Source organism: Tunturibacter empetritectus, assembly GCF_040358985.1.
Classification (GTDB): Bacteria; Acidobacteriota; Terriglobia; order Terriglobales; family Acidobacteriaceae; genus Edaphobacter; species Edaphobacter empetritectus.
Map to the genome: position 1 here is coordinate 3,546,108 of NZ_CP132932.1, position 22,263 is coordinate 3,568,370.

General features: G+C 58.8%; 22 protein-coding genes. 12 read left to right on the forward strand and 10 right to left on the reverse strand.

Going from position 1 to position 22,263, the window contains the following annotated elements:
• Window positions 1-86: 86 nt before the first annotated feature.
• Entirely contained in the window at window positions 87-2,726 is a 2,640-nt protein-coding gene (locus RBB75_RS14635; protein WP_353068493.1) for a penicillin acylase family protein, read from the reverse strand.
• Between the two features lie 154 nt (window positions 2,727-2,880).
• On the opposite strand from RBB75_RS14635, the gene RBB75_RS14640 reads away from it, so the two are divergent.
• Complete coding sequence (locus RBB75_RS14640) at window positions 2,881-4,518, forward strand: Na+/H+ antiporter (protein ID WP_353068494.1); 1,638 nt, start codon at window positions 2,881-2,883, stop codon at window positions 4,516-4,518.
• A gap of 31 nt (window positions 4,519-4,549) precedes the next feature.
• On the opposite strand, the gene RBB75_RS14645 is transcribed toward RBB75_RS14640, so the two are convergent.
• Complete coding sequence (locus RBB75_RS14645) at window positions 4,550-5,584, reverse strand: CPBP family intramembrane glutamic endopeptidase (RefSeq protein WP_353068495.1); 1,035 nt, start codon at window positions 5,582-5,584, stop codon at window positions 4,550-4,552.
• Between the two features lie 145 nt (window positions 5,585-5,729).
• Between RBB75_RS14645 and RBB75_RS14650 the strand changes: the two genes are divergently transcribed.
• Window positions 5,730-6,731 (forward strand): DHH family phosphoesterase, encoded by a 1,002-nt coding sequence (locus tag RBB75_RS14650; protein WP_353068496.1) that lies wholly within the window; start codon window positions 5,730-5,732, stop codon window positions 6,729-6,731.
• 197 nt (window positions 6,732-6,928) lie between these two features.
• Here RBB75_RS14650 and rseP read toward each other — a convergent pair whose 3' ends face one another.
• Both rseP and RBB75_RS14660 read right to left on the reverse strand, forming a co-directional pair.
• Complete coding sequence (rseP, locus tag RBB75_RS14655; RefSeq protein WP_179637473.1) at window positions 6,929-8,323, reverse strand: RIP metalloprotease RseP; 1,395 nt, start codon at window positions 8,321-8,323, stop codon at window positions 6,929-6,931.
• A gap of 39 nt (window positions 8,324-8,362) precedes the next feature.
• Window positions 8,363-9,553, reverse strand: a complete 1,191-nt coding sequence (locus RBB75_RS14660) for a 1-deoxy-D-xylulose-5-phosphate reductoisomerase (RefSeq protein WP_179637474.1) — start codon at window positions 9,551-9,553, stop codon at window positions 8,363-8,365.
• An 867-nt stretch (window positions 9,554-10,420) separates the two neighbouring features.
• Here RBB75_RS14660 and RBB75_RS14665 point away from each other — a divergent pair.
• Window positions 10,421-11,035, forward strand: a complete 615-nt coding sequence (locus RBB75_RS14665; protein WP_179637475.1) for a PEP-CTERM sorting domain-containing protein — start codon at window positions 10,421-10,423, stop codon at window positions 11,033-11,035.
• A 296-nt stretch (window positions 11,036-11,331) separates the two neighbouring features.
• On the opposite strand, the gene RBB75_RS14670 is transcribed toward RBB75_RS14665, so the two are convergent.
• Complete coding sequence (locus RBB75_RS14670) at window positions 11,332-12,195, reverse strand: phosphatidate cytidylyltransferase (RefSeq protein ID WP_353068497.1); 864 nt, start codon at window positions 12,193-12,195, stop codon at window positions 11,332-11,334.
• 113 nt (window positions 12,196-12,308) lie between these two features.
• Here RBB75_RS14670 and RBB75_RS14675 point away from each other — a divergent pair, with 113 nt between their 5' ends.
• From RBB75_RS14675 to RBB75_RS14685, 3 genes are read left to right on the forward strand one after another with little or no spacing between them, the layout of a single operon-like run.
• Window positions 12,309-12,485 carry a hypothetical protein gene (locus RBB75_RS14675; RefSeq protein ID WP_353068499.1) on the forward strand — a complete coding sequence of 59 codons (177 nt, stop codon included), beginning with the start codon at window positions 12,309-12,311 and terminating at the stop codon, window positions 12,483-12,485.
• A complete protein-coding gene (locus tag RBB75_RS14680) occupies window positions 12,449-12,898 on the forward strand; it encodes a PadR family transcriptional regulator (protein WP_218884497.1) in 450 nt (149 codons plus the stop codon). Before RBB75_RS14675 ends, RBB75_RS14680 begins: the two co-directional genes overlap by 37 nt.
• Window position 12,899: 1 nt before the next feature.
• Window positions 12,900-13,223: a DUF3861 domain-containing protein gene (locus RBB75_RS14685; protein WP_353068500.1), complete on the forward strand. Its 324-nt coding sequence runs from the start codon at window positions 12,900-12,902 to the stop codon at window positions 13,221-13,223.
• A 133-nt stretch (window positions 13,224-13,356) separates the two neighbouring features.
• On the opposite strand, the gene RBB75_RS14690 is transcribed toward RBB75_RS14685, so the two are convergent.
• Window positions 13,357-14,343: an isoprenyl transferase gene (locus RBB75_RS14690; protein ID WP_179637479.1), complete on the reverse strand. Its 987-nt coding sequence runs from the start codon at window positions 14,341-14,343 to the stop codon at window positions 13,357-13,359.
• Between the two features lie 184 nt (window positions 14,344-14,527).
• Window positions 14,528-14,998 carry a helix-turn-helix domain-containing protein gene (locus RBB75_RS14695; RefSeq protein WP_353068502.1) on the reverse strand — a complete coding sequence of 157 codons (471 nt, stop codon included), beginning with the start codon at window positions 14,996-14,998 and terminating at the stop codon, window positions 14,528-14,530.
• 292 nt (window positions 14,999-15,290) lie between these two features.
• On the opposite strand from RBB75_RS14695, the gene RBB75_RS14700 reads away from it, so the two are divergent.
• The gene (locus RBB75_RS14700; protein ID WP_353068503.1) at window positions 15,291-15,908 is read left to right on the forward strand and encodes an HD domain-containing protein; all 618 of its coding nucleotides are present in this window, start codon (window positions 15,291-15,293) and stop codon (window positions 15,906-15,908) included.
• 32 nt (window positions 15,909-15,940) lie between these two features.
• Here the strand turns inward: RBB75_RS14700 and RBB75_RS14705 are convergent, their stop codons facing one another.
• From RBB75_RS14705 to RBB75_RS14715, 3 genes are all read right to left on the reverse strand, one after another.
• A complete protein-coding gene (locus tag RBB75_RS14705; protein WP_353068504.1) occupies window positions 15,941-16,309 on the reverse strand; it encodes a hypothetical protein in 369 nt (122 codons plus the stop codon).
• Entirely contained in the window at window positions 16,306-16,989 is a 684-nt protein-coding gene (gene pncA / locus RBB75_RS14710; RefSeq protein ID WP_353068505.1) for a bifunctional nicotinamidase/pyrazinamidase, read from the reverse strand. The genes RBB75_RS14705 and pncA overlap by 4 nt, the downstream gene beginning before the upstream one ends.
• A 76-nt stretch (window positions 16,990-17,065) precedes the next feature.
• Complete coding sequence (locus tag RBB75_RS14715; protein WP_353068506.1) at window positions 17,066-17,539, reverse strand: hypothetical protein; 474 nt, start codon at window positions 17,537-17,539, stop codon at window positions 17,066-17,068.
• Window positions 17,540-17,700: 161 nt separating this feature from the next.
• Between RBB75_RS14715 and RBB75_RS14720 the strand changes: the two genes are divergently transcribed.
• The 5 genes from RBB75_RS14720 (at window position 17,701) to RBB75_RS14740 (ending at window position 22,262) form a co-directional block, all read left to right on the forward strand.
• The gene (locus RBB75_RS14720) at window positions 17,701-19,395 is read left to right on the forward strand and encodes an acyl-CoA carboxylase subunit beta (protein WP_257030875.1); all 1,695 of its coding nucleotides are present in this window, start codon (window positions 17,701-17,703) and stop codon (window positions 19,393-19,395) included.
• Between the two features lie 16 nt (window positions 19,396-19,411).
• Entirely contained in the window at window positions 19,412-19,825 is a 414-nt protein-coding gene (locus tag RBB75_RS14725; protein WP_179637484.1) for a hypothetical protein, read from the forward strand.
• Window positions 19,826-19,999: 174 nt separating this feature from the next.
• On the forward strand, window positions 20,000-20,863 hold the full coding sequence (locus RBB75_RS14730) for a hydroxymethylglutaryl-CoA lyase (RefSeq protein WP_179637485.1): 864 nt from the start codon (window positions 20,000-20,002) through the stop codon (window positions 20,861-20,863).
• Window positions 20,864-20,928: 65 nt separating this feature from the next.
• Window positions 20,929-21,711, forward strand: coding sequence for an enoyl-CoA hydratase/isomerase family protein (locus tag RBB75_RS14735; protein WP_353068507.1), 783 nt, complete (start codon window positions 20,929-20,931; stop codon window positions 21,709-21,711).
• 77 nt (window positions 21,712-21,788) lie between these two features.
• Window positions 21,789-22,262, forward strand: coding sequence for an acyl-CoA thioesterase (locus RBB75_RS14740; protein WP_179637486.1), 474 nt, complete (start codon window positions 21,789-21,791; stop codon window positions 22,260-22,262).
• Window position 22,263: the final 1 nt, after the last annotated feature.

The window sequence follows — 22,263 nt, forward strand, 5'->3', positions numbered from 1 at the left end:
GGCGGTCACTTCGTGACTTGTGTACCTTTTCTTGGTTGGGGGGACGATGCTGGTCCTCCCGTTGGTCGGGGGAAATAGGCGCGGCATTACCTTGGCGTGAGGGTCAGGGTGTGGGTGGTGGCCGCATCGACTGCGGCGTGGCTGAAGGGCATGGGGAAGGTGGTGCCGTGGTACCAGGCAGGCCACTGATCCATGAACCAGGCGCTCATCGGATTAGAGGACTCGCCGAGGACGAGGTTGAAGGTGCTGTGGTCGAGGTCGGAGAGGTCGGCGGTGAAGCGCTCGGAGGGGCCGAAGCTGCGGCCTACCTGCTTGACGGTGACGTCGTCGCCGCTCTGGGGCTGGATGCCGGGGCTGGTGGGGAGGCCGAGTACGCGCTGAAGGATCGGGGACTGGCTGTAGATAGGATGTTCGATGGAGATGGGACGGAACTGACCATAGCGCCACTTCGCGAGGTCGACGGGAGCGTGGTTGTCGGCGAGGGCCTTTGAGACGGCGGCGGTGAGCAGGTCATCCCAGGTGGGATACGCCGGGGGAAGCCAGCGGCCGGGCGTGTGCATGATGAGCCACTCTTCCGCGTAAGCCTTGTTGCCCCAGGTATAGAGAGCTGCTCCGGTGCGAGGGCCGCCAGGCTGAAGATCCGATTTGGTTTGAGGCTGCGCGCTGAGTTGCGGGTCGAGCAGGAGCGACCACAGCGCGGCTCGAGTGGCGACCACGATGGCGGGAGCTGCGGCGTCCGCATCGACGTTGCCGTTCCAATCGCGGAGGAGATCCGCCGCCTGATGAAGACGCTTCGCGGCGGTCTTTTCTGTGGTGAACTCGGACTTGGTGACGTGATCGATGGCGTAGGCAAGACGCTGCGCGATGACGTGATCGACGTCAGAGTAGACGTCGGTCTGGAGCGCCAGCATGTCGGCCGCCGTGAGGTGGTCTTTCGTCTCGGCGGCGCGTGCCGTAAGAACCTTCCAGATGCGTTCGTTGCGATAAGGAGCGGCCCAGTTCAGGGTGATCGGATAGGGGTAGTCGTCGCCGGTGACACGTGCATTGGCGGTGGCGAGGATGCCGTTGGGCGGGTCCACCGCACGCGGAAGCATCTCGTAGGGAATGGTGCCGGCCCAGTCCTGCGTAGCGTCAAGCGCGTCGCTGGGAACCGGGCTGATGGGGCTTGGTGTCGCGATGTTGCCGCGAATCGGAATCTTTCCGACGGCATGATAGCCGATGTGACCCTGATCGTCCGCATAGACGAGATTCTGCGCAGGGCCGCCAAAGCTGGAGAAAGCAGCGACCAGGCCGACGCCGTCAGTCGCCGTATCGATGGCCAAAAACGACGGTGTGATGTTTGCAGGGTCGTAGATCGTCCAGCGGAGGGAGAGGCTGCGCTTCTCGCTGGGAAAGATGCCCGAGATGATCGGCGTCTTTACGCCGCCATGCTGCGTGGCAGGCACATCAAGAACAACATCCTTCGCGCCTTTGACATGGATAATTTCCTGCTGATGAATCACTGGATGCCAGCTGTTGTCTGCCGCTTGATACTCCATCGCGTCGCCGCTGCCACGCGTGTGTTCGACATACACGTCCTGCACCTCGGCGCCGAGATTCGTGAACCCCCACGCAACATGGGCGTTGTGGCCGACGATGATAAACGGGACCCCTGCCAGCGAGACGCCGGAGACGTGAAGATCTCCATTAGGCGCAGGCGCTTCGAGATCCGCCTGATACCAGATCCCCGGAATATTGTGCGTCAGATGCATGTCATTTGAGAGCAGTGGCTTGCCGGTAGCCGTATGCGCGCCCGCGACAACCCAGTCGTTCGACCCTGCAAAACAGCCCTCGCAGACGGGGTTCTTGAGCGTCTCCTGCAGCGCAAGCAGATCCTCCGCACTCACCGGAGAAAGCTCCGGCCTGCGAAGCTTCGTCTGCGATTCATCAAGCGGAATGTCCGGAATATCCTGCTGCGGCGCTGTGAGATCAACCATAGGCAGAGCCGGCGGGTGGTCGCGCCACGAGCCCACAGGATAGAGATCCCCAACCAGATGCGACGGAAGCCGCGCAGTCAGCGCCTCGCGATTCAGCTGCTGCGGAAAGCTGTTGGTCAGATCCTGAAACATCACCAGCCCAATCAGAAGGCTGTCCCGCGGTGTCCACGGCGCGGGCTCGTATCGCAGCAGGCGAAACTCCAGCGGCAGATGTGCGCTCTGGTCGGCGATGGACGCATTCACGCCAGCGGAGTACCGCTCCAGCAGATGAAGCTGATCAGCTGGAAGAGAAGCAAGTGCACGGTCGGCGGAGGCGCGAATCCGCAGAGTACGCTGCGCCCGATCATGCGGAATCAGCGTCGCTCCAAGTATCTCCGCAAGACTGCCAGACGCATGCCGGCGCAGCGCATCCATCTGCCACAGCCGATCCTGCGCCGTCACGTACCCCTGCGCCATCACCAGATCGTCCAGCGAACTCGCCCGAAGATGCGGAACTCCGTGGTCATCGCGCTCGACCGAGACCGGCGCGGACAACCCCGCGACAGAGATCGCTCCATCCACCTGCGGCAGAGCATCCCGCATTGCCTTGCGCGTCCAGTGCCGCGCATAGAAGAAACCAACCAGGCCGAAGATCAATACAAGCAAAGTAAAAATAACCACAAGTCGATAAAAAATCCGTCTGCGTCGAACCTGCAGGGCTGTGCGGGCTTCTTCCGGGGAGGCTGCGGCGATCGATTCGTACGGATTCATAGCTTTGATCGAAGTGTAAATGGAGAGCGGGATCGACGCGCAAACTCGACAGATCACTGCGCACGTCATTTAATCTGATTTACTTAGCATCAGCTACATCAACACGAGATGTGATCTGGTTTGGAACGCGGTGCGGGCCTGGAACCGGGGTGTCATGAACGGGGGTGTCATGGAAGCTGGATCGAGTCTTCATGCTGTCGAGACGGTCATTCTGCTGCTGCTGATGCTGGTCGCCTGCTTTGCGGCAATGGCGCGGCGGCTCAAAGTGCCTTATCCCATCGTGCTGGTGCTGGCGGGGCTCATCATCAGCTTCCTGCCACGCATGCCACGCGTTCCGCTCGATCCCGACGTTGTCTTCGTCGTCTTTCTGCCGCCGCTGCTGTACTCCTCCGCCTGGTCGATGTCCTGGCGCGAGTTTCGCCGCAACGGAGTAGTAATCGGCCTGCTGGCGTTCGGTCTGGTCGGCTTCACCGTCTGGGGAGTCGCCTTCTTCTCCGACCACTTCATCACCGCGCTCGACTGGAAGGCAGGCTTTCTGCTCGGCGCCGTGGTCGCCACAACGGATGCGATCGCAGCCACCTCGATCGCAAAGTCCATCGGCCTTCCCCGACGCATCGTCGACATCCTCGAAGGGGAGAGTCTGCTCAACGATGCTACCGGCCTGCTCGCCCTCGAGATAGGCATTGGCATCATCCAGGGGGGACAGACGCCAACTCTCGGCGGCGGTCTTTTCAGACTGCTGTATCTTGTCATCGGAGGGCTTTTCATCGGCCTGCTGATCGGCATTATCGTCGGCTGGCTGGAGAAGTTCATCGACGACGGCCCGGTCGAGCTGGTCGTCAGTCTCGTCGTTCCCTACGCAGCCTACCTCGCAGGAGAGCACGCGAAGGCATCGGGAGTTTTAGCTGTAGTCGCGTGCGGAATCTACATGAGCCGCAAGAGTACAGAGTTCTTCTCGCCGGCAGTGCGGTTACAGGTCGTTGGGGCGTGGGATGCGTTGACCTTCATGTTGAATGGGCTGGTCTTTGTGCTCATCGGCCTGCAGCTCCCCTATGTGCTGGCCGGAATCCACGGACGGTTCAGCAAGGGAACGCTGATCTTTTACGGAGCCGTCTTCAGCATCGTGCTGATCGTGTTGCGAATGGTATGGGTCTTCCCGGTCTTCAAGATCGCAGCCTTTGTCGATCGGCGCTGGATGAAACACAAGGAAGAGGAGTTACAGCCGCGCGAGGTCTTCGTGGTGGGTTGGACAGGAATGCGCGGCGTACTCGCGCTGGCAGCTGCAATCTCAGTTCCCGAGATACTCGGAGACGGCAGGTCCGAGACGAGAAACCTGATCGTGTTCCTCGCCTTCTGCGTGATCCTCGTCACCCTGGTACTGCAGGGTCTCACGCTGCCCGCTTTGATTCGAGTGTTGGGCCTTGCAGGAAACGCGGGAATGGATCCTGAGGAGAAGGAGGCGCGGCGCATCGTTCTACGGGCGGCTGTTCACCATCTCGAAGAAGGGCGCAAGCGTGATGGCCATGATGCGGAGCATTTATACGACGACCTGATCCATCGCTACCGGCACAAACTCGCAGCCGTCGGCGGCGGCGCTGAGGGGGATCTGGAGGCTGTTGATAAGGAGACGATGACGCGACTGCGAAGCATTATGGAAGATGCCCTGCAGGCCGAGCGACGCACGCTCATCTCTCTGCGGGATAACGGACGCATTGGAGACGATGTGCTCCGAACGATGGAGCGCGAGCTCGACCTTGCAGAGACGCGATATCAGGGAACGCCGATCGCGTAGAAGCTGTCCTGCCGGCCGGCAGGACAGTATTTTATGACTCGGCGGATCGCTCCGGCAGCCTGATATAGCCCGCATTAGTGCGAGGCAGCGTAAACACGATGACGGCAACGATGAGCACGATGATCGGCAGAATGAGGATGCTGCCTTCAGGACCCGTCGTGCCTCCACTCAGCAGAGGCTTGCCGACGGGATGGGTAGCGAGCAGATGATGCTTAATCATGATGCCGCTGTCGGCTACTCCGTAAAGAAACGATTGGCCCCAGTCCCAGGTGGTATGGAAGCCGATCGCCCACCAGAGAGAGCCCGTGCGCCACAACACAAGGCAGAACATCATCGCAGCGAGCCCGGCAGTCAGCAGTCCGACGGGCGACTCACCAGGGTTGCTGCCGTGGACCAGGCCAAAGAGAATCGAAAAGAAAAGTGCCGAAGCCCAGAAGGCGAGCACGTTGCTGTGCGCGGTCTTGAAGACCGATCGAAAGAGGCCGGCCAACCCTCGAGTAAGCGTGTACTGCAGATAGCCGCGAGTGACGTACTCCTCCAGCAGGCCGACCGCAAAAAACATGGCAAGCCACTGCGCACCGTAACGCAGTATGTCGCTGCCAAAAAGAAGACGGCTATCGAAGACAAGAAAACCGGCCTTCCAGAGGATGAGGATGAACGGCGTAAGGCAAATGATGCCCCAGGCGAGGCCCGCGACAAAGTGAGGAAGTTTCCTGGTGCCTCCAAGCCCGTAGACGCCAACCGGGCGGCGTTCCACCTTCGACATGACCCAGGTAACGATTCCAACTCCCAACAGCGGAACGGCTTCGTTCAGAAACATGAAGTAGAAAGGGATGGTGTGGTCTGGTGAGTTCTGATGTGTCGGTGGATGAATCTTCACTGCAATGAGGTGCGCAACGAACATAAACGCCGCGAACATAGCAATGAAGAGCAGGATGCTCCAGCCGGCGCGAAGCCCGTCGGTGCCGAAGAACACATGGCGCGCTGGCGAGGGGCGCTCGATCGTAGATTGCGGGCTGGGAGGCAGCGGATTGTCGGACGATGGAGACTGGGTATCGGTCTGCAAGGGAATCCTCGTGGAGATGGATTAAAGTACGAGAAGATCTCGCGAAAAGTTCCGCGAAGCGATAGGTATCAGCAGTCATTCAGGTGCGCTATGCTGGACTCTTCACACCTTCCGGAAAGGTGTTAAGCGCGGGAGAGAGCCGATTTTGGACTGCAAGATCTTTTATCACGATAAGTGCTTCGATGGAGCCTGTTCGGCTTCGCTGTTCACGCGGTTCCACCGGGAGTGCGTGAAGACGGCGACCACGTACTCCTATCACGGACTCGTGCACCGGACCGGCGCGCTGTTCGACGAAGGCGACTTCGGCAGCGGCGAAAATGCAATCGTGGACTTCAAATACTCGGCCTCACCCAAAGTGACGTGGTGGTTCGATCATCACCAGAGCGCGTTTTTGACGCCAGAAGACCAGAAGAACTTTGAAACAGGACAGGCCGATGGATCGCAGCGTATGCGAAAGTTCTTCAACGCGAACTACATCTCCTGCACCAGCCTGATCGCAGACATCGCGCAGCTAAACTTCGGCTTCAACACAGCCCCCGTGCTGGAGCTGATCCAGTGGGCCGACATCGTCGACGGTGCACGGTACGAGAGCGCCAAGGCTGCGGTAGAGATGGCCGCCCCGGCGATGAAGCTGACGATGGTGATCGAAAGTTCCTCGGACCCGACCTTGGTGCCGAAACTGATTCCTATCTTGACCGAGATGAGTCTGCAACAGGTACTGGACCAAGGGATCGTGCAGGCGCTGTTGGGTCCGTTAATGGACCGCCACTGGGCAGCGCTCGAGCTGATCAAACAGCGAGCCACCGTCGACCATGGTGTGATCACCTTCGACATCACCGACCAGCCGACCGAGGGTTATAACAAGTTCATACCGTACTATATGCATCCCGACGCAACCTACAACGTGGGACTTAGCAAGTCGAGCTTTCGTACCAAGGTGTCGGTTGGCACTAACCCGTGGACCAAGCGGATGACCTCCGAACTGGTCAATCTCGCTGCCATCTGCGAGCGCTATGGCGGCGGCGGACACGCTCGTGTAGGCGCAATCAGCTTCCCCCCTGATCGGGAAGACGAAGCGCGAAAGGCCGTCGGCGAGATCGTGGCTGAGCTGCAAGCAGCTTCCACCGGGCATGAAAAAAATAGTTGAGAAAGTTGGCGTATTTTTCGGTCGCGAAAAAGTGACGGCTAACGCACCACGTTCACCACGCATTCCACCACGTTCTCACCAGCAAAATACCACGCCAAAACCGCTCTTTTTCTAAAACACCCCTCAAAAACATCAGCAAAACACACAAAACCCCGGAGCGAACCATGCTCGCTCCGGGGTTTATTTTTTCTAAATTCTTAAGGTTTAAGCTTCGTAAACAGGTTGAGTTTTGTCAGGTCGTTGAAGATGACAAACGCAAAGAACGCCAGCAGGCAAACAAACGCAACCTGATACACGCGCTCCTTGATCTGCTGATTCACATCCCGCCGCATGATCGTCTCGATCAACAAAAACAGGATCATTCCGCCATCGAGAATCGGAATCGGCAGCAGGTTGAAGATCCCAAGATTCAATGAGATATAGCTCATCAACCCAATCAGCGGCATCCATCCGGGCATCTGCGCCGCCTGATGAATCTGCTGTCCAATCCCAATCGGGCTCTGCAGACTCTTCACCGAAACCTGCCGCGTAAACAGCCGCTTGAGCACTTCAACAATCAGCAAGGAACCTTTTTTGTTGAACTCCCACGAAGCAACCATCGCCTTACCTAGCGGCAGCCGCTCCACCTTAACAGGTGGCTGCACTGCAACAAACCCTAGGCGATAGTCCTTTTGCTTAGGTCCTCCAGGCGTCTCCGCTAGCTCCGGAGTCACTTGAATCGGCAGCGTCTGCGTTGCGCCATCGGCGGCAGTGCGTTCAATCACAAGGTCTGCGGGTTTGCCAGCCTGATCCTGAAGGTAGGACAGTAGCGCAGGAACAGAGTGCATCTGGAGCCCGTCGATGCTGACGATCTTGTCGTGTGGCTTGAGGCCGGCGCGAACTGCAGGCATGTTGGGCTCAAGCGAGTCGACTTGAACCGGCGTCGTCTGCATCTTCGGAATGATGCCCAGATTGTCGAGGGAGAAGTCGTCTGGAGCGCCCTTGTTTTCGACAAAAAGTTTGGTGTCGACACGCTGACCGTCGTGGAGGAAGGAGAAGGGAACGGTCTGGTTGAGGTTTAGAAGAGAACGGGTGCCGACTTGGTCCCATGTTGGATTTTCGATGGTGTCGTAGTGGATGATGGTGTCGCCGCTATGGATACCGGTGCGGGCTGCGGGTGTGTTGGGGGTGATGTAATCGGTGTAGGCGGGGCCGTCGATGAACTCCTGCACCTCGTTGTGGAGCATCGAGACGCCGGTCATGAGGCCGAGGGCGAGCAGGAAGTTGGCGAACGGGCCTGCGAGTGCGACGAGGATACGCTGCCAACGGGGGTGCGCGTTGAAGTCACCAGGATCGGTGGGGGCGACACTGCCGGGGGTAAGTTCATTGCCGGCAAAACCCATCTCACCGGCCATCTTGACGTAGCCGCCGAGGGGGACTGCGGCGATCTGGTACTCGGTGTCGCCGCGGCGGAAGCCGAAGAGGCGCTTGCCGAAGCCGATGGAGAAGACCTCGACGCGGATGCCGCAGAGCTTGGCGACGGCGAAGTGGCCGAACTCGTGGACCAGAACCATGATGCCGAGGACGATGAGGAGCTGGACGATTGTTGCCATGAAGTTCGGAAGGACCTCGTTACCTGGTTAGCTGCAGACTTACCGTTGGGCGCCGGTGAGTTGGCGGGCAATCACTTCGCGGGCAGAGGCGCGCGCGGCAAGATCTGCATCAAGCACATCGAGGATAGACGCTGGAGATTGACCGGAAGTTAGCTGCAGCACAGCCTCTATTGTACGCGGGATGCCGAGGAAGGGGATACGTCCTTCGAGGAATGCGGCTACGGCAATTTCGTCGGCGGCGTTGAGGGCGATGCATGCTTTTCCGCCCGCTTCGGCTGCTTCGTAGGCAAGTCGAAGGCAGGGGAAGCGGGTGAGGTCGGGCTGAGAGAAGTCGAGTTGCGAGAGTGTGGTGAGGTCGAAGGTGAGGGACTCTTTTTCAGTCACGGCGACCCGCTCCGGGTAGGCGAGAGCGTAGAGGATGGGGAGGCGCATGTCGGTGACTGAGATCTGGGCGAGGATGCTGCCGTCGACGAACTCGACCAGGGAGTGAACCGTGGATTGAGGGTGGATGGTGGTGCGGACTTGGGCAGCCGGGAGGTTGAAGAGGCGGCAGGCTTCGATGACCTCGAAGCCTTTGTTCATCATGGTGGCTGAGTCGATGGTGATGCGCTGGCCCATGACCCAGGTGGGGTGTTTGAGAGCTTGTTGTGGGGTGATGTGCTCGAAGTCGGCCAGGGGCGTATTGCGAAAGGGGCCGCCGGATGCGGTGAGCCAGATCTGCTTTACTTCGGCTGCGGTGCCGCCGCGCAGACACTGATGTACGGCGTTGTGTTCAGAGTCGATGGGGAGGAGGGCTACGTTGTGCTGCCTGGCGGCGGCGAGGATGAGCTCGCCTGCGGCTACGAGGCACTCCTTGTTGGCCAGGCCGATGGTCTTGCCGGCGCAGACTGCGGCGTAGGTGGCTTCGAGGCCGGCTACGCCTACGATGGCTGAGACTACGAAGTCGACCTCGGGCAAGGTGGCAACGTGGATGGTGCCTGCGCTGCCGTGGACGACTTCGATGTTGGTGATGCCTGCGGCTTTCAGGCGCGTCAGCAGAGTGGCTGCGAGGGCTTCGGTGGCGAGGGAGATGACCCTGGGGCGCCATCGGAGGCACTGGGCGAAGGCGTCGTCGATGTTGGTGCCTGCGGCGAGGGAGACGACCTGGTAGCGGTCGGGGAAGGATTCACAGATGGATAGGGTGCTGTGGCCGATGGAGCCGGTCGAGCCGAGGATTGCGAGCTTTTTCACGAGGCGTGGGCCTCGGGGGCTATGGGGTACTTCGGGTACTCAAGGTGGCTGGCGGCGTGCAGCACGGCTGGCCGGAGGAGGGCGGCCCCCCCCCTCCTATTACCGGCGCGTAAGTCTTTTCTTTGCATGGAGATGGAGGTCGTGGCGTCTCGTAAAATATTCATATACAAAGGGTTACTTGCAGATTATTCCAAACAAAGGAGTTACGTCGCATCCCTGGTAAACGTCAATGTTTGCTTCGGAGCGACTTTCAAAACTACTTCAAGTATAGCTGGTTGAGGGAAACTAATACGCCACGCGAATTCTCCTGATTGGCGCGGGTTTTAGGGGCATTGGGGGTTGACAGGATTTGGCTTGAAGTACAGGTAGTGGTTCAGTTGGGAGTGTAATGACTGAGGTTGCCGAAAATGGCTTTCGGGGAGGCTCGGAATCAACTTCCGAAAAGCCGGTTCACCGGCCACTTGGCAAGAGGCAGATAGCTCTGATTAGGTCAATGAGTGCTATGGCCTGTTGTCGCCAGTTGACACTCCGAGGTCAGCTTCTCTTACTTCATATCCTGCTCGTCAATCCTCCATCTCTTACGTGCACCATTCAACAGATCGGTCTCGAATAGAAGTAGCCGCGAAGAATCAATTTTTCGCGCCACACGCAGAGTTCGCGCATACGCCTCAATCAAGGGCAGTAATTCATTGACAACCATCTAGTCGTGCCATAGAAGCCGTGCGAGGTAAGGCCGTCAATCCATAGGTGCACAATCTTGCACGCGCCGGGATATTTTCTTTCCCGTTGACACGAACTCGGGACGGGGCCACCATAGGTTGCCGTCCAGCAAGTACAAGCACGTGGATCATTATCCTGGGAGGGGTTATGCGCTTGCGTCTTTTTCTTGTCGCTGTATGTTTGTTTGCGATAAACACTGTCGCTCAAGCAGACGTTCTTTATACCTTTACGATCTCAGGTGCCCCCGGAACTCTTCTATCTGAGTTTAACGGGACTGCGACATTTGTCGAACCATCCATCCTGACTACGACGACCGAGATTTCGGGGGCTTCTTTGACTACCACGGAGGTTTTCGCCGGCGCGCGAATTATTGATCTCATCCTCGATCCTGTAAGTGAAACTGGATGCGGGGCTCTTGGAACGTCAGATCCTTTCGGGTGCGTGCAAGTTGGCTTTGCCGATGGTCTCGGGATAGCAGAAGAGTATGGCACTCTTCTTACCTCTCTCGGCACATATAATGGCGAAGATGTCACCCCCAATGGCACAGTAGATGGCTCCACCACTCTTTCGATCACTCAAGTTACACCTGAGCCATCTTCTATAAGCCTGTTTGGAACGGGGTTGTTGGGGTTGGTTGGTGTTGCGCGACGCCGATCTTCTCAGAAAAAAACAGCCGGTTTGGGGCCTGATGACGAAGGTTGTTTATTACCCTCAGCAGAAAGCTCGCGTTATCGATATTGCATACGGCATCATCGAGCATAGCGGAGAACACTACGGCCAGCTCGTTGTGTACTACCGCCTCGCAGGGCTTGTGCCGCCGGAGTCGCGGCCCAAGAAGTAAAGCTCAAGTGCGATCCTTCGATCTTCCACAGGGTGTCAATGAGTGAATTATCGCCAAGTCACTCACCTACAAATACGCGGAATTTTACTTGTCTAAATAGTCGGCTTATCGGACAAGTGGCGTTCCGTAGTTCCTTGAAAAACGGGGTTGTAGGTAACTCTGGTTGCCCCGGACTTTCAAACTGACCCACTACTGGAGGACAGAACCGTTTTGGGGGTTAGAAGCGGCCTAGGCCGAAGTAGTCCTTGAGGAGAAGGATGTACCAGAGGACCGGGGCGGCGAGTAGGAGGGCGTCGATGCGGTCGAGGATGCCGCCGTGGCCGGGGAGCATGGTGCCGGAGTCCTTGACGCCTGCTCCGCGTTTGATGGCGGACTCGAGGAGGTCGCCTAGCTGGGCGGCGATGTTGAGGATCGCGGCTAGCAGGAGCGATTGCCAGATCGGCTCGGAGACGTGGAGCAGGGTGTTGCCGTGGGCGGTGAGGGTGTCGGCGATGGCGATGACGATGCCTCCGGCGATCATGCTGCCGGCGATGGAGGCGATGGAGCCGGCCCAGGTCTTGCCAGGGCTGAGACGGGGGGCGAGCTTGCGTTTGCCGAAGGCTCGGCCGATGTAGAGGGCTGCGATGTCGCCGGCCCAGACGCAGACCATCAGAAAGAGCACGAGGGCGGGGCCGTCTTCCTGCTTCCAGAGCAGAGGCACGAGGGTGAGCGGGTAGGCGATGTAGATGAGGCCGAAGAGGCCCTGGGCGGTGTCTGGCAGGACCTGGATGAGGGGGGCGCGGAAGCCGTTCCAGGCGAAGAGAACCAGGGTGAGTGCGCTGAGTACGGGGAGCTGGGCTTCCACTGGAAAGTTAGGCAGGGTGACGACGAAGGCGAGGGCGGTTCCGAGGATCATCCACCAGGTGGGGATGCGGAGCTTGGCGCCGTGGGCTTCGGCCCCTACTGCGGCCAGCTTGAGGTACTCGTAGGCGGCGAGTTCTGCGACGATGGCGCTGAAGAGGGTGATCATCCACAGCTGTCCGAAGAAGATGAGGGCGAAGACAGCGAGGATGAGAACTAAGGCAGTAAGAATGCGTTTCATGAAGTCCTGAACAGGATATATCGGGCTACATATTGGGTAAGAGAAGATTATTTTATTTCATATCTTGACTTATCAAGATATATCTTAGTACTATTCAGGCATGAGAAAACTACATGAACATTTACACGAACATTACAGAGGTTGCCACGGCGGAGAAGAAGGCCGTGGTGAGAGACACAGGGACGATCAACGAGGCGGTTTTGGCGACTTTGGCGGAGGCCGGCATGGTTTTCGCGGGGGGCGCGGAGGTCCGATGCGATTCTTCGGGGCCGGCGACCTTCGCTATGTGATCCTGCAGCAGATTGCGGAGAAGCCGAGCCATGGCTACGAGATCATCAAGTCGATCCAGGAGCGGCTGGGCGGAATGTATGCGCCGAGTCCGGGCGTGGTGTATCCGATGCTGACGATGCTGGAGGAGATGGGACATGCGACTGTGGTCTCCGAGGGCGCGAGGAAGCTTTATACGATCACGGAGGAAGGGGCCAAGTCGCTGGCTGAGAACAAGGCGATGGTAGATGCGATCTTCGCGAGGATGGACCATGCTCGAAGTGAGCAGGGGAGTGGTCGTTCTCCTCAGATCGAACGCGCGGTGGAGAACTTTCGGATGGCGCTGCGGATGAAGAAGGGTCCGTTGACGACCGAACAGACTCACGCGATCACAGACATCATTGACGCTGCTGCCAAGCAGATTGAGAGGGCGTGAGATGAACTCTTACCGGTACAAGATTACGGTTGAAGCGCTGACCGGCGCGAAGGGAGAGCCGGTGGAAGGACGGACGCTCTCGTTCGAGGCGGCGAATCATGACGATATTCTAGGGATAGTGGAGCGGATGCAGACGCGGTTGCCATTCGATAACGATACGGTCGCGTCGCTGGGAGTTGGGCTGAAGTTGTTCTCGGAGGTGGCGCTGATGCAGCGCAACGACCCGATGTTTGCGACGATTCGTCCGGCGCTGGGGGAGTTTGTGCGTGAATTGAGGCAGCAGCCTGAGACCGTTGGTTCTGACGGTCCGGGTCGGTTGCTTTAGGCTTAGGGGATGCGGAGCGTGTGTCCTGCCGGACGGGCCCGCTACGCGCGGCGCGGGCGTTCACACGCCTTTTTACTGCTTCGCGTGGTCCTTCCCTTGGTCGGGGGAGATGCGCCAAGACTATTGTTAGCTGTTAGCGGCGGGTGAGGACGGCGTCGGGCTTTGCTTCTGATTTGCTCTCGGCTTTGGCGTCCGATTTGGGGATGAGGTGGTCCTTGATCTCGGCGGCTACCTCTTCGGCGGGCTCGAGGTTGTTGAGGTCTTCGTCGGTGAAGCTTTCGCCCAGACCACCGAAGCGGCGCTCGCGATGCTGATAGGCGTTGATGGCTTCGAGGAGATGGAGGCCGTTGAAGTCGGGCCAGAGGCGGTCGGTGACGAAGATCTCGGAGTAGGCGATCTGCCAGAGGAGGAAGTTTGAGATGCGCTGCTCGCCGGAGGTGCGGATGACGAGGTCGGGGTCGGGCATGTGCGCGGTGTAGAGAGCGCGTGCGATGGTGGGCTCGTCGAGGGACTCGAGGGCGCCGGCGCCGAGGAGGTCATCTACGGAGCAGCCGCGGGTGTGAGCTTCGGTGGTGAGGTCGGTGAGGATGGTGCGGACGGCGTCGACGATCTCGGAGCGGGCACCGTAGTTGAGGGCCAGGGTGAGGGTGGTGCCGGTGTTCTTGGCGGTGGACTCGGAGGCCCACTGCATGGTGTCCTGAACCTCCTGCGGCAGGTCGTGTGTGCGACCGATGTAGGCCATACGGACGTTGTTATCGTTCATGCGCTTGACGTTGCCGACGAGGTAGCTTTTGAGCAGCTTCATGAGGAAGCTGACTTCGGATTTGGGGCGGCGGAGATTGTTTTCGAGCGAGAAGGCGTAGAGGGTGAGCCAAGGCAGGTTGATGCGCGAGGCAGTCTCTACGACAAACTGAACGGACTCGGCGCCCTTCTGGTGGCCGAGGAAGCGCTTGAGGGCGCGTTTTCCGGCCCAACGGCCGTTGCCATCCATGATGATGGCGACGTGTTGCGGAATTTTGGCTGGATCCAGCTGCCGGTAGACGCTCTGCTCTTCGGCAGAGAGCTCATGGCTGCGATTGGGGACGCGGCTGGAGTTCGGTAGGGGTGTTGATGCGCGCAAAGCGACCTCGCAGATATTGACGCTAGCACACCGCTGGGGGGCGCGCAATGAACGCCCTATACATCTTTCGTGCGTGAGAGGCGAGGAGTTGAGGGAAGAAGGAGAGGAAGGCGTCACGATGAGTGCTGACGCCTCCCTGGAGGTCGTGGGGCGGTGTTACGGGCCGGTGTTGCAGGGACGCTATTTACGCAGTACGACGGCGTCCCGCTGCCAACTCCCGAACATGATTCAGGAAGATGGACCGCTGTAGTTCGTCAAGCTGCGAGGTGTACATGGCGATCTCTGCGAGGAAGGGATCGGTCATGAGGACTGCGGTCTCGTCGCGATGTCGAGTGTTCGAGTCGCGCAGCAGGGCGGAGATGTCAACCTGGAGGGCGCGGGCGAGGCGATCGAGGGAGGACAGGGTCGGCATGGCCTTGCCATTCTCGATCTTGGAGATGTAGGTGCGTGGCACTCCCATGCGAGCTGCGAGCTGGCGCTGGGAGAGATTGCGCACATGGCGCAGGTCTCGCACGGCGTGGGCAACTTGCAGGCCGCCTTCCTGGGTTGATGGTGGGGGAACCAGCGCCAGCGGTGCGGGAGCTGGTTCGGGCTCTTCGACCTCGAGGCATTTGTGGCAGCGGCGGCACAGCGCATTGGCTGTCCGAAACTGCACCAAACTGCAGTGGTCGCAACGTAGTACCTCACGTTGTTCGACAGGTGCCATCATGGTTGCCATAAGTTGTGTTGTTGCGAAGGGACCCAGAGCAAGGACCCAGCACATGTCCGATAACGGAACATATGATGTGCCTAGATTGACACCCGTATCGAGTGTGAGTCAAGAAGAAAGCCGCAGATTTACACAGAAAGACCTAAAAAAACCGAATAGGAACCAAGTTGGTAACTTGCTTACCATGCGGGAAGGCGATAGTTCGCGATCGCGTTAGATTGTTGAAGAGGAGTTTTGCATGAGCGATGGTTTTGGGCGAGAGCAGGCGCTGGTGTTGCTGGAGGAGTGGACCATGGGCGAGAGCCTGCGGAAGCATGGGCTGGCGGTATCGGTTTGCACGGAGGCTTATGGAGTGATGGAGGCTTCGCGGTTGGGACTTGCAGGGGAAGAGGCTTCGTCGTTTGTGGAGCGTTATGCGAGTGCGGGGCTGCTGCACGATATGGACTATGAACGGCATCCTTCGCTGGAGGAGCATCCGTTTGTTGGAGTGGCGCATTTGCGGGAGCTGGGATGGCCGGAGGAGGTGGTGCATGCGATTCTGGCGCACGCGGACTACTCGGGAACGCCGCGGGAGACGCACCTGGATAAGGCGCTGTTTGCCTGCGATGAGCTTGCTGGTTTTTTGACGGCATGTGCGCTGGTGAAACCTTCGAAGTCGATTCATGAGGTTGAGGTGGCGGGGGTGAAAAAGAAGATGAAGGATAAGGCGTTCGCGCGGGCGGTGAAGCGGGAGGATATTACGGATGGTGCGGAGCTGCTGGGGTTGAGTGTGGAGGAGCATGTGGGGAATTGCTTGCGGGCGATGCAGGCGCGGGCGGGGGAGCTGGGGCTGGAGGGCCAGGCCAGCCAGGGTTAGCTTTGTGTCATTGCCGTCTTCGGCCTGCTTGTCTAGCGGCAGCTATGGAGGACGACGAGCCAAAGGAGCGATAGGAAGATAGAACCGATGATGCCGATGATGAGGATTAGCGGCCGGGTTGTTTTGAATGCGGTCCCGGAGCCTTGGCCGCGGCTGTTTTGCTCGGGGTGTAGCGTGTTGTAGGTGATAGAGATGTGCTCGTTCTGGGGGATGGCGGTAGGGGATTGGAACTCGTCGGAGTAGAGGCGGCCGTGCGCGTAATAGTCGAAGGCTATGCGGAACTTTTCGCCGGTCTGGAAGCCGAAGGCGAGAGTGCTGAGGCCGGGAGACTGGTAGCGGCAAGCAGTGACGGTTGCTTCGGTGGCGATCCAGGGTTGGTCGGTCGCAGGCTGCTTGGTCACAGATTGTTAGATGTGATGCGCGGAATGCCGGCGACGGCAAGGGCTTCGTCAGTTTCGGCGACGGAGGCTGACAGATTGACAGCGCGGGTGGCGTCTTCGAGGACGATGGTCTCGAAGCCGAGGGCGTGGCCATCGAGGGCGGAGTAGCGGACGCAGAAGTCGTAGGCGAGGCCGCAGAGGAAGAGGCGGGTGAGGTTGCGTTCTCTTAAATACCCTGCAAGACCGGTGGGGGTAGTGTGGTCGTTTTCGAGGAAGGCGGAGTAGCTGTCGATGTGGCGGCGGAAGCCTTTGCGGAGGATGAGTTCGGCGTGGGGGATGTGAAGAGCGGGATGGAAGGCTGCGCCGTCGGTGTGTTGGAGGACGTGTTCGGGCCAAAGGGCCTGCGGGCCGTAGGGGGCTTCGATCACTTCAAAGGGTTGTCTATTTGAATGGGTGGTGGCGAAGGATATGTGTTGTGGTGGGTGCCAGTCTTGGGTGAGGATCACGTGGTCGAAGTTTTTTGCGAGGGCGTTGATGATTGGGACTACGGCGTCGCCGTCTTTGATGGGCAATGCGCCGCCGGGCATGAAGTCGTTCTGAACGTCGATGACGAGAAGGGCGTCGGTGGGTTGGAGTTGCATCGTGACTTGATGGTAGTGCAACGAGGGATGAGTACGGCCGTCCTGCGGACGATGCCACATCTCAAAATCGAGATATGGGGCACCCGGGCGTCATCGAAGATGAAGATGAGTCTGACATTGCTGCCAGCGCTCATGCTTACGGTTTGAGGTTTGTGGTGTCCTGGATGGTGCCGATTTTTATGTCGGAGCTTCTGCAGTTTTTGTCGAGGCAGAAGCCGGTGATCCAGACTTCGCCGTCGCCTAGCATGACGCCCTGGGAGTTGACGAAGAGAGCATCGTATTTTTGCTTCAGGATGACCGAGGAGATATCGTGGGTGATGATGCGGTCGTAGTCCTTGACGAAGGCCTTGGGGGATTTGATGGTGATGGGACGCTTTCCGGGGTTGACCTTGATGGGATAGTGAACGAGTGCGGCGACGGCGGCTGGGTTGTGCTGGGCGACGGCTTGCTGGAGGTTGAAAAGAAGCTGCTGAACTTTGGCGTGGCTACCGACCGAGAGGTCGATGGATTTGTCGAGTTCCGTGGTGGGAGTTTGAGCGATGCCGCGGGCTGGCAGGAGAAGTGCGCCGGAGATCAGGATTAGTTGTACGAGTTTGGTTCGGAGGTTCATTCTGTGTCTCCGTGGTAGAGGTCTGAACTATCTCTGGATTCAGTTCGAAGATAGGGTACACGGGTTCGGAGGAGACGGTGAACGTATTGTGCGGCTAAGATGCTAGGCTGGCGCGATTTTGTGAATGGCCGGTTATCGGAGGATGGAAGTTGGAGAGTTCGTTGGGTTCGAAGCTGGATGTGAAGGCGGCGCGGTTCGGTGCGAATTGTGCAGCGTTGCAGGTGTTGATGGCGGCTTTGCGGGTCTCGGAGGACGAGATTCGGCTGGGTGGTGGGGCGAAGGCAGCGGAGGCGCAGAAGGCCAAGGGGCGGCTGACGGTGCGGGAGCGGCTGGCGTTGCTGCTGGATGAGGGCAACGAGTTTCTGGAGCTTGGGCTGTGGGCGGCGCATGGGATGTATGGCGAGTATGGCGGTGCGCCGGCGGCTGGGGTGGTGACTGGGCTGGGACGGGTGAGTGGACGGCTGTGCATGATCGTGGCGAATGACGCGACGGTGAAGGCAGGGGCGTTTTTTCCGATGACAGCGAAGAAGGTGCTGCGGGCGCAGACGATTGCGCTGGAGAACCGGATTCCTACGCTGTATCTGGTGGATTCGGCGGGGGTGTTTCTCCCGCTGCAGGAGGATGTGTTTCCGGATACGGATGATTTTGGCAGGGTGTTTCGCAATAACGCGGTGATGAGTTCGCTGGGGGTGCCGCAGATTACGGCGATTATGGGGATGTGCGTGGCGGGTGGGGCTTATCTGCCGGTGATGACGGATACGGTGTTGATGACGGAGGGGTCGGGGTTGTTTCTGGCGGGGCCGTCGCTGGTGCAGGCGGCGATTGGGCAGAAGACGGACGCCGAGGAGCTGGGTGGGGCGGCGATGCATGCGGAGATCTCGGGCACCGTGGACTTCAAGGAGCCGAATGATCATCTGTGCCTGGCACGGTTACGTTCTCTGGTAGGGAAGATTGGTTCGCCGGCGAAGGCTCCGTTTAGTGTTGTGGGGTACGACGCAGCGAAGGATGCTCCAAAGTATGCGGCGGAGGATTTGTATGGGTTGATCGATCCCGATCCGGCGAAGGCTGCGAGCAATGTGTACGACATGCGCGAGGTGATTGCGCGGATTGTGGATCGCTCGGAGTTTGATGAGTATAAGGCGGATTTTGGGCGGACGGTGTTGTGTGGATATGCGCGGATTGGCGGGCGGGCCGTGGGGATTGTGGCGAATCAGAAGGTGCACCAGTCGCAGACGGTGGCTGTGGGACCGCAGGCTGGGGAGAAGAGGACGGAGTTTGGCGGGGTGATCTATACGGAGAGTGCGCAGAAGGCGGCGCGGTTCATTATGGATTGCAACCAGAGTCTGGTGCCGCTGATCTTTCTGCATGATGTGAATGGGTTCATGGTGGGGAAGGATGCGGAGTGGAGCGGGATTATTCGTGCTGGCGCGAAGATGGTTTCGGCAGTGAGTACTTCGGTTGTGCCCAAAATAACCGTGATTGTAGGCGGGAGCTTTGGGGCGGGGCACTATGCGATGTGCGGGAAGGCTTATGATCCGCGGTTTTTGTTTGCGTGGCCTACGGCTCGGTATGCGGTGATGAGCGGAGCTTCGGCGGCGAATACGTTGGCTGAGGTACGGGCGAAGCAGATGGAGCGTGGGGGAAAAGTGCTGTCGGATGCGGAGAAGAAGGCGCTGCATGACGAGATCAAGTCGTCGTATGATGCGCAGGCTGATCCGAGGTATGGGGCCGCGAGGCTTTGGATTGATTCGATTATTGACCCTGTGAAGACGCGGGAGGTGCTGATGACGGCGCTGGAAGCGGCTAGTTTGAATCCTGAGGTGGCGCGGTTTAATCCGGGGGTTTTGCAGACGTGATTTCGCGAGGTAAAGGATGACTCTCAAAGAACTAGAAGACACTTTGCCCAACGGCTTTCATGACGCACAAATAGGCAGTATCGCAGTAGATTTCCTCACTTCTAGCGCGACACTGAGGTTGAAGATACTAACGAGTCTTCCGGACACGGAAGAAGAAACAGGTGTTTTGTATAGAGAGATCGCTATACAGCTGGAAGGGCTTCGAGGAATCCATCTGACCAGTTTTGGAAGCATGAAAAATTACCCAAATCTAAATTGCTGGATGAAGGTTCAGGGATTCAAACCAACTGAAGATTCACTGAGCGTACCGAACATGAGAGGTTTAGACAGCGATACTTTCTATGGGTTCTTTGTTCATGATTGGAATGACTCCATCTATCTCTCAGCAGAGACTGCGACACTCATCGAATCGTGGTTGTTGCGGATGTAGGGGTGCTTATGGAAATCGTTCGAAAGAATGGAATCGACAGTAAAGTTTGTTCGCGCTGCCGAGTATGGAAGCAGCTTAACAATTTTTCAAGGGATCAAATCCATGGAATTGCTCAAGGTCATCGGCATTTTCGGTGTAAGTAGTGTCACAGTGATGTTCGAAAGTTGAGAGCTAATGGTAAAGATTATTGAGTGTCCGCGGGATGCCTGGCAGGGGCTGCCGAAGAATATGCCGGCGGAGGTGAAGGCGGACTACCTGCGGGTGTTGGTTGCGGCGGGGTTCAAGCACATCGATGCGGTGAGCTTTGTTTCTCGGTCGGCGGTGCCGCAGATGGCGGACTCTGAGCTGGTGCTGGAGTATCTGGACCCTCCGGATGATGTGGAGATTATTAGCATCGTGGTGAATGCGAAGGGTGCGGAGCGGGCGGTGAAGACGGGGAGCGTGCAGACGCTGGGGTTTCCTTATTCGGTGTCGCCGACGTTTTTGCAGAGGAATCAGGGGCAGACGCCGGAGGAGGCGCTGGAGGAGCTAGAGAAGATTGGCACGCTAGCGTACAAGGCGGGGATGGATGTGGTGGCGTATATCTCGATGGCGTTTGGGAATCCTTATGGCGAGGCGTGGGATATCGACGAGGTGGTGGCGGCTTGCGATCTGTTGGCGGATAACGGCGTGACGCAGATCTCGCTGGCGGATACGGTGGGGCTGGCGACACCGAAGCAGGTGAGCGATCTGGTGGCGGATGTGATGGCGGTGCATGAGGGGATTGAGATTGGGGTGCATCTGCATGCGAGGCCGGAGGAGGCTGCGGAGAAGATTCGGGCGGCGTATGAGGCTGGGTGCAGGCGGTTCGATGCGGCGATTGGCGGGCTGGGCGGGTGTCCGTTTGCCCAGGATGCGCTGGTGGGGAATGTCGCGACGGAGGTGTTGCTGGCGGAGTTGAAGGGGCTGGGTGCTGAGTTGGAGCCGCTGCGGCCGTTGGATGGGTTGCTGGCGGCGAGCGCGGAGATCTTGCGGAAGTATGGGGAGAGAGTGCAGTAGGGCAGCGAGTCAGCGAGTTAGCAAGTCAGCGTCAGCAGCCTGATCGAGTAGAGTTAGGAGGTTTTGTGAGTTATGTAACTATTTTGGTTGCTGATGTGGACGGGGTTCGGATGATTACTTTGAATCGTCCGGAGCGGCGCAATGCGATGACGCCCGAGATGCAGCAGGAGCTGATTCAGGCGATGGAAGAGGCTGCCTCTAGCGACTGCAGCGTGGTAGTCTTCGCTGGCGCAGGAGATGCGTTTTGTGCGGGATTAGATTTGAGCGCGCTGCAGGGGATGAATGATAAGTCCGCTGCGGAACATACCGCGGATGCGGAGCGGATTGCACGGCTGTTTCGGACTTTGTATGAGCTGCCGAAGCCTACGATTGCGGCGGTGCATGGAGCGGCGATTGCGGGTGGGACCGGCTTGGCCACGATGTGCGACTTCACGCTGGCGGTGCCGGGGGCGAAGTTCGGATATACGGAGGTGAAGATTGGATTTGTGCCGGCGGTGGTGTCGGCTTTTCTGGTGTTGCAGATTGGGGAGAAGCCGGCTCGGGACCTGCTGCTGACGGGGCGGATCTTTACCAGCGAAGAGGCGTCGCGGCTGGGGCTGGTGAATGAGGTTGTCGACGCGGAGAAGCTGACGGCGCGCACGCTGGAGCTGGTGGGGATGTTGCGGGCAAATAGTCCGGAGGCGATGGCGGCAACCAAGCGGCTGCTGAGGGCGCAGAATAAGCCGTGGCTCGATGCGGCGATTGCGGAGGCGTTGGCGGCGAATGCGGAGGCCAGAGGGACGCATGATTTTCGCGAGGGTGTGGCGGCGTTTCTGGAGAAGAGGAAGCCGGTTTGGGGCAGGGACTGATAGTGTGGGGATCCCAGCCGCTGCCCGCTGGAGGTTCGTCGATCTGAATTGTCGTTCAGATTAGGTAGACTGTCTGGATGACTGAAGTAGTTGCAGAGAAGCGTGTGGGGGAGGCCCGCATACGGGTTCGGTATGCCGAGACCGATCAGATGGGCGTGGTGTATCACTCGAACTACCTGATCTGGTTTGAGGTGGGGCGGGTGGAACTGATCCGCAGCATGGGGCTGGACTATAAGCGGATGGAAGTGGAAGAGGGCTGCGGGATTGCGGTGGTGGACGTGCATGTGCGATATCGCTCGCCGGCCCGGTATGACGATGAGTTGGTGGTGGAGACGAGGTTGGTGGCGGCTCGTGGAGCGGTGATCAAGTTCGGGTATAGGGTGCTGCGGATTGGAGATGGCACGCTGCTGTGCGAGGGCGAAACGGTGCATGTGGTGGTGGGCAAGGAGATGAAGAAGAGAGGTCTGCCGCCAAAGTATGCGGAACGTTTTGCGGCTTATCTTAAGGCTCATGCATCCGATGGAGTAGATGGTTTGCAGTCAGATCGGTGAT

Bases quoted from the DNA above. Each gene is read 5' to 3' on its own strand.
- RBB75_RS14680 (WP_218884497.1), top strand. From the start codon at position 12,449: ATGCGATTCTTCGGGGCCGGCGACCTTCGCTATGTGATCCTGCAGCAG.
- RBB75_RS14640 (WP_353068494.1), top strand. From the start codon at position 2,881: ATGAACGGGGGTGTCATGGAAGCTGGATCGAGTCTTCATGCTGTCGAG.
- pncA (WP_353068505.1), bottom strand. From the start codon at position 16,989: ATGTGGCATCGTCCGCAGGACGGCCGTACTCATCCCTCGTTGCACTAC.
- RBB75_RS14635 (WP_353068493.1), bottom strand. From the start codon at position 2,726: ATGAATCCGTACGAATCGATCGCCGCAGCCTCCCCGGAAGAAGCCCGC.
- RBB75_RS14700 (WP_353068503.1), top strand. From the start codon at position 15,291: ATGAGCGATGGTTTTGGGCGAGAGCAGGCGCTGGTGTTGCTGGAGGAG.
- RBB75_RS14670 (WP_353068497.1), bottom strand. From the start codon at position 12,195: ATGAAACGCATTCTTACTGCCTTAGTTCTCATCCTCGCTGTCTTCGCC.
- RBB75_RS14685 (WP_353068500.1), top strand. From the start codon at position 12,900: ATGAACTCTTACCGGTACAAGATTACGGTTGAAGCGCTGACCGGCGCG.
- RBB75_RS14740 (WP_179637486.1), top strand. From the start codon at position 21,789: ATGACTGAAGTAGTTGCAGAGAAGCGTGTGGGGGAGGCCCGCATACGG.
- RBB75_RS14725 (WP_179637484.1), top strand. From the start codon at position 19,412: ATGACTCTCAAAGAACTAGAAGACACTTTGCCCAACGGCTTTCATGAC.
- RBB75_RS14715 (WP_353068506.1), bottom strand. From the start codon at position 17,539: ATGAACCTCCGAACCAAACTCGTACAACTAATCCTGATCTCCGGCGCA.
- RBB75_RS14730 (WP_179637485.1), top strand. From the start codon at position 20,000: ATGGTAAAGATTATTGAGTGTCCGCGGGATGCCTGGCAGGGGCTGCCG.
- RBB75_RS14675 (WP_353068499.1), top strand. From the start codon at position 12,309: ATGAACATTTACACGAACATTACAGAGGTTGCCACGGCGGAGAAGAAG.
- rseP (WP_179637473.1), bottom strand. From the start codon at position 8,323: ATGGCAACAATCGTCCAGCTCCTCATCGTCCTCGGCATCATGGTTCTG.
- RBB75_RS14665 (WP_179637475.1), top strand. From the start codon at position 10,421: ATGCGCTTGCGTCTTTTTCTTGTCGCTGTATGTTTGTTTGCGATAAAC.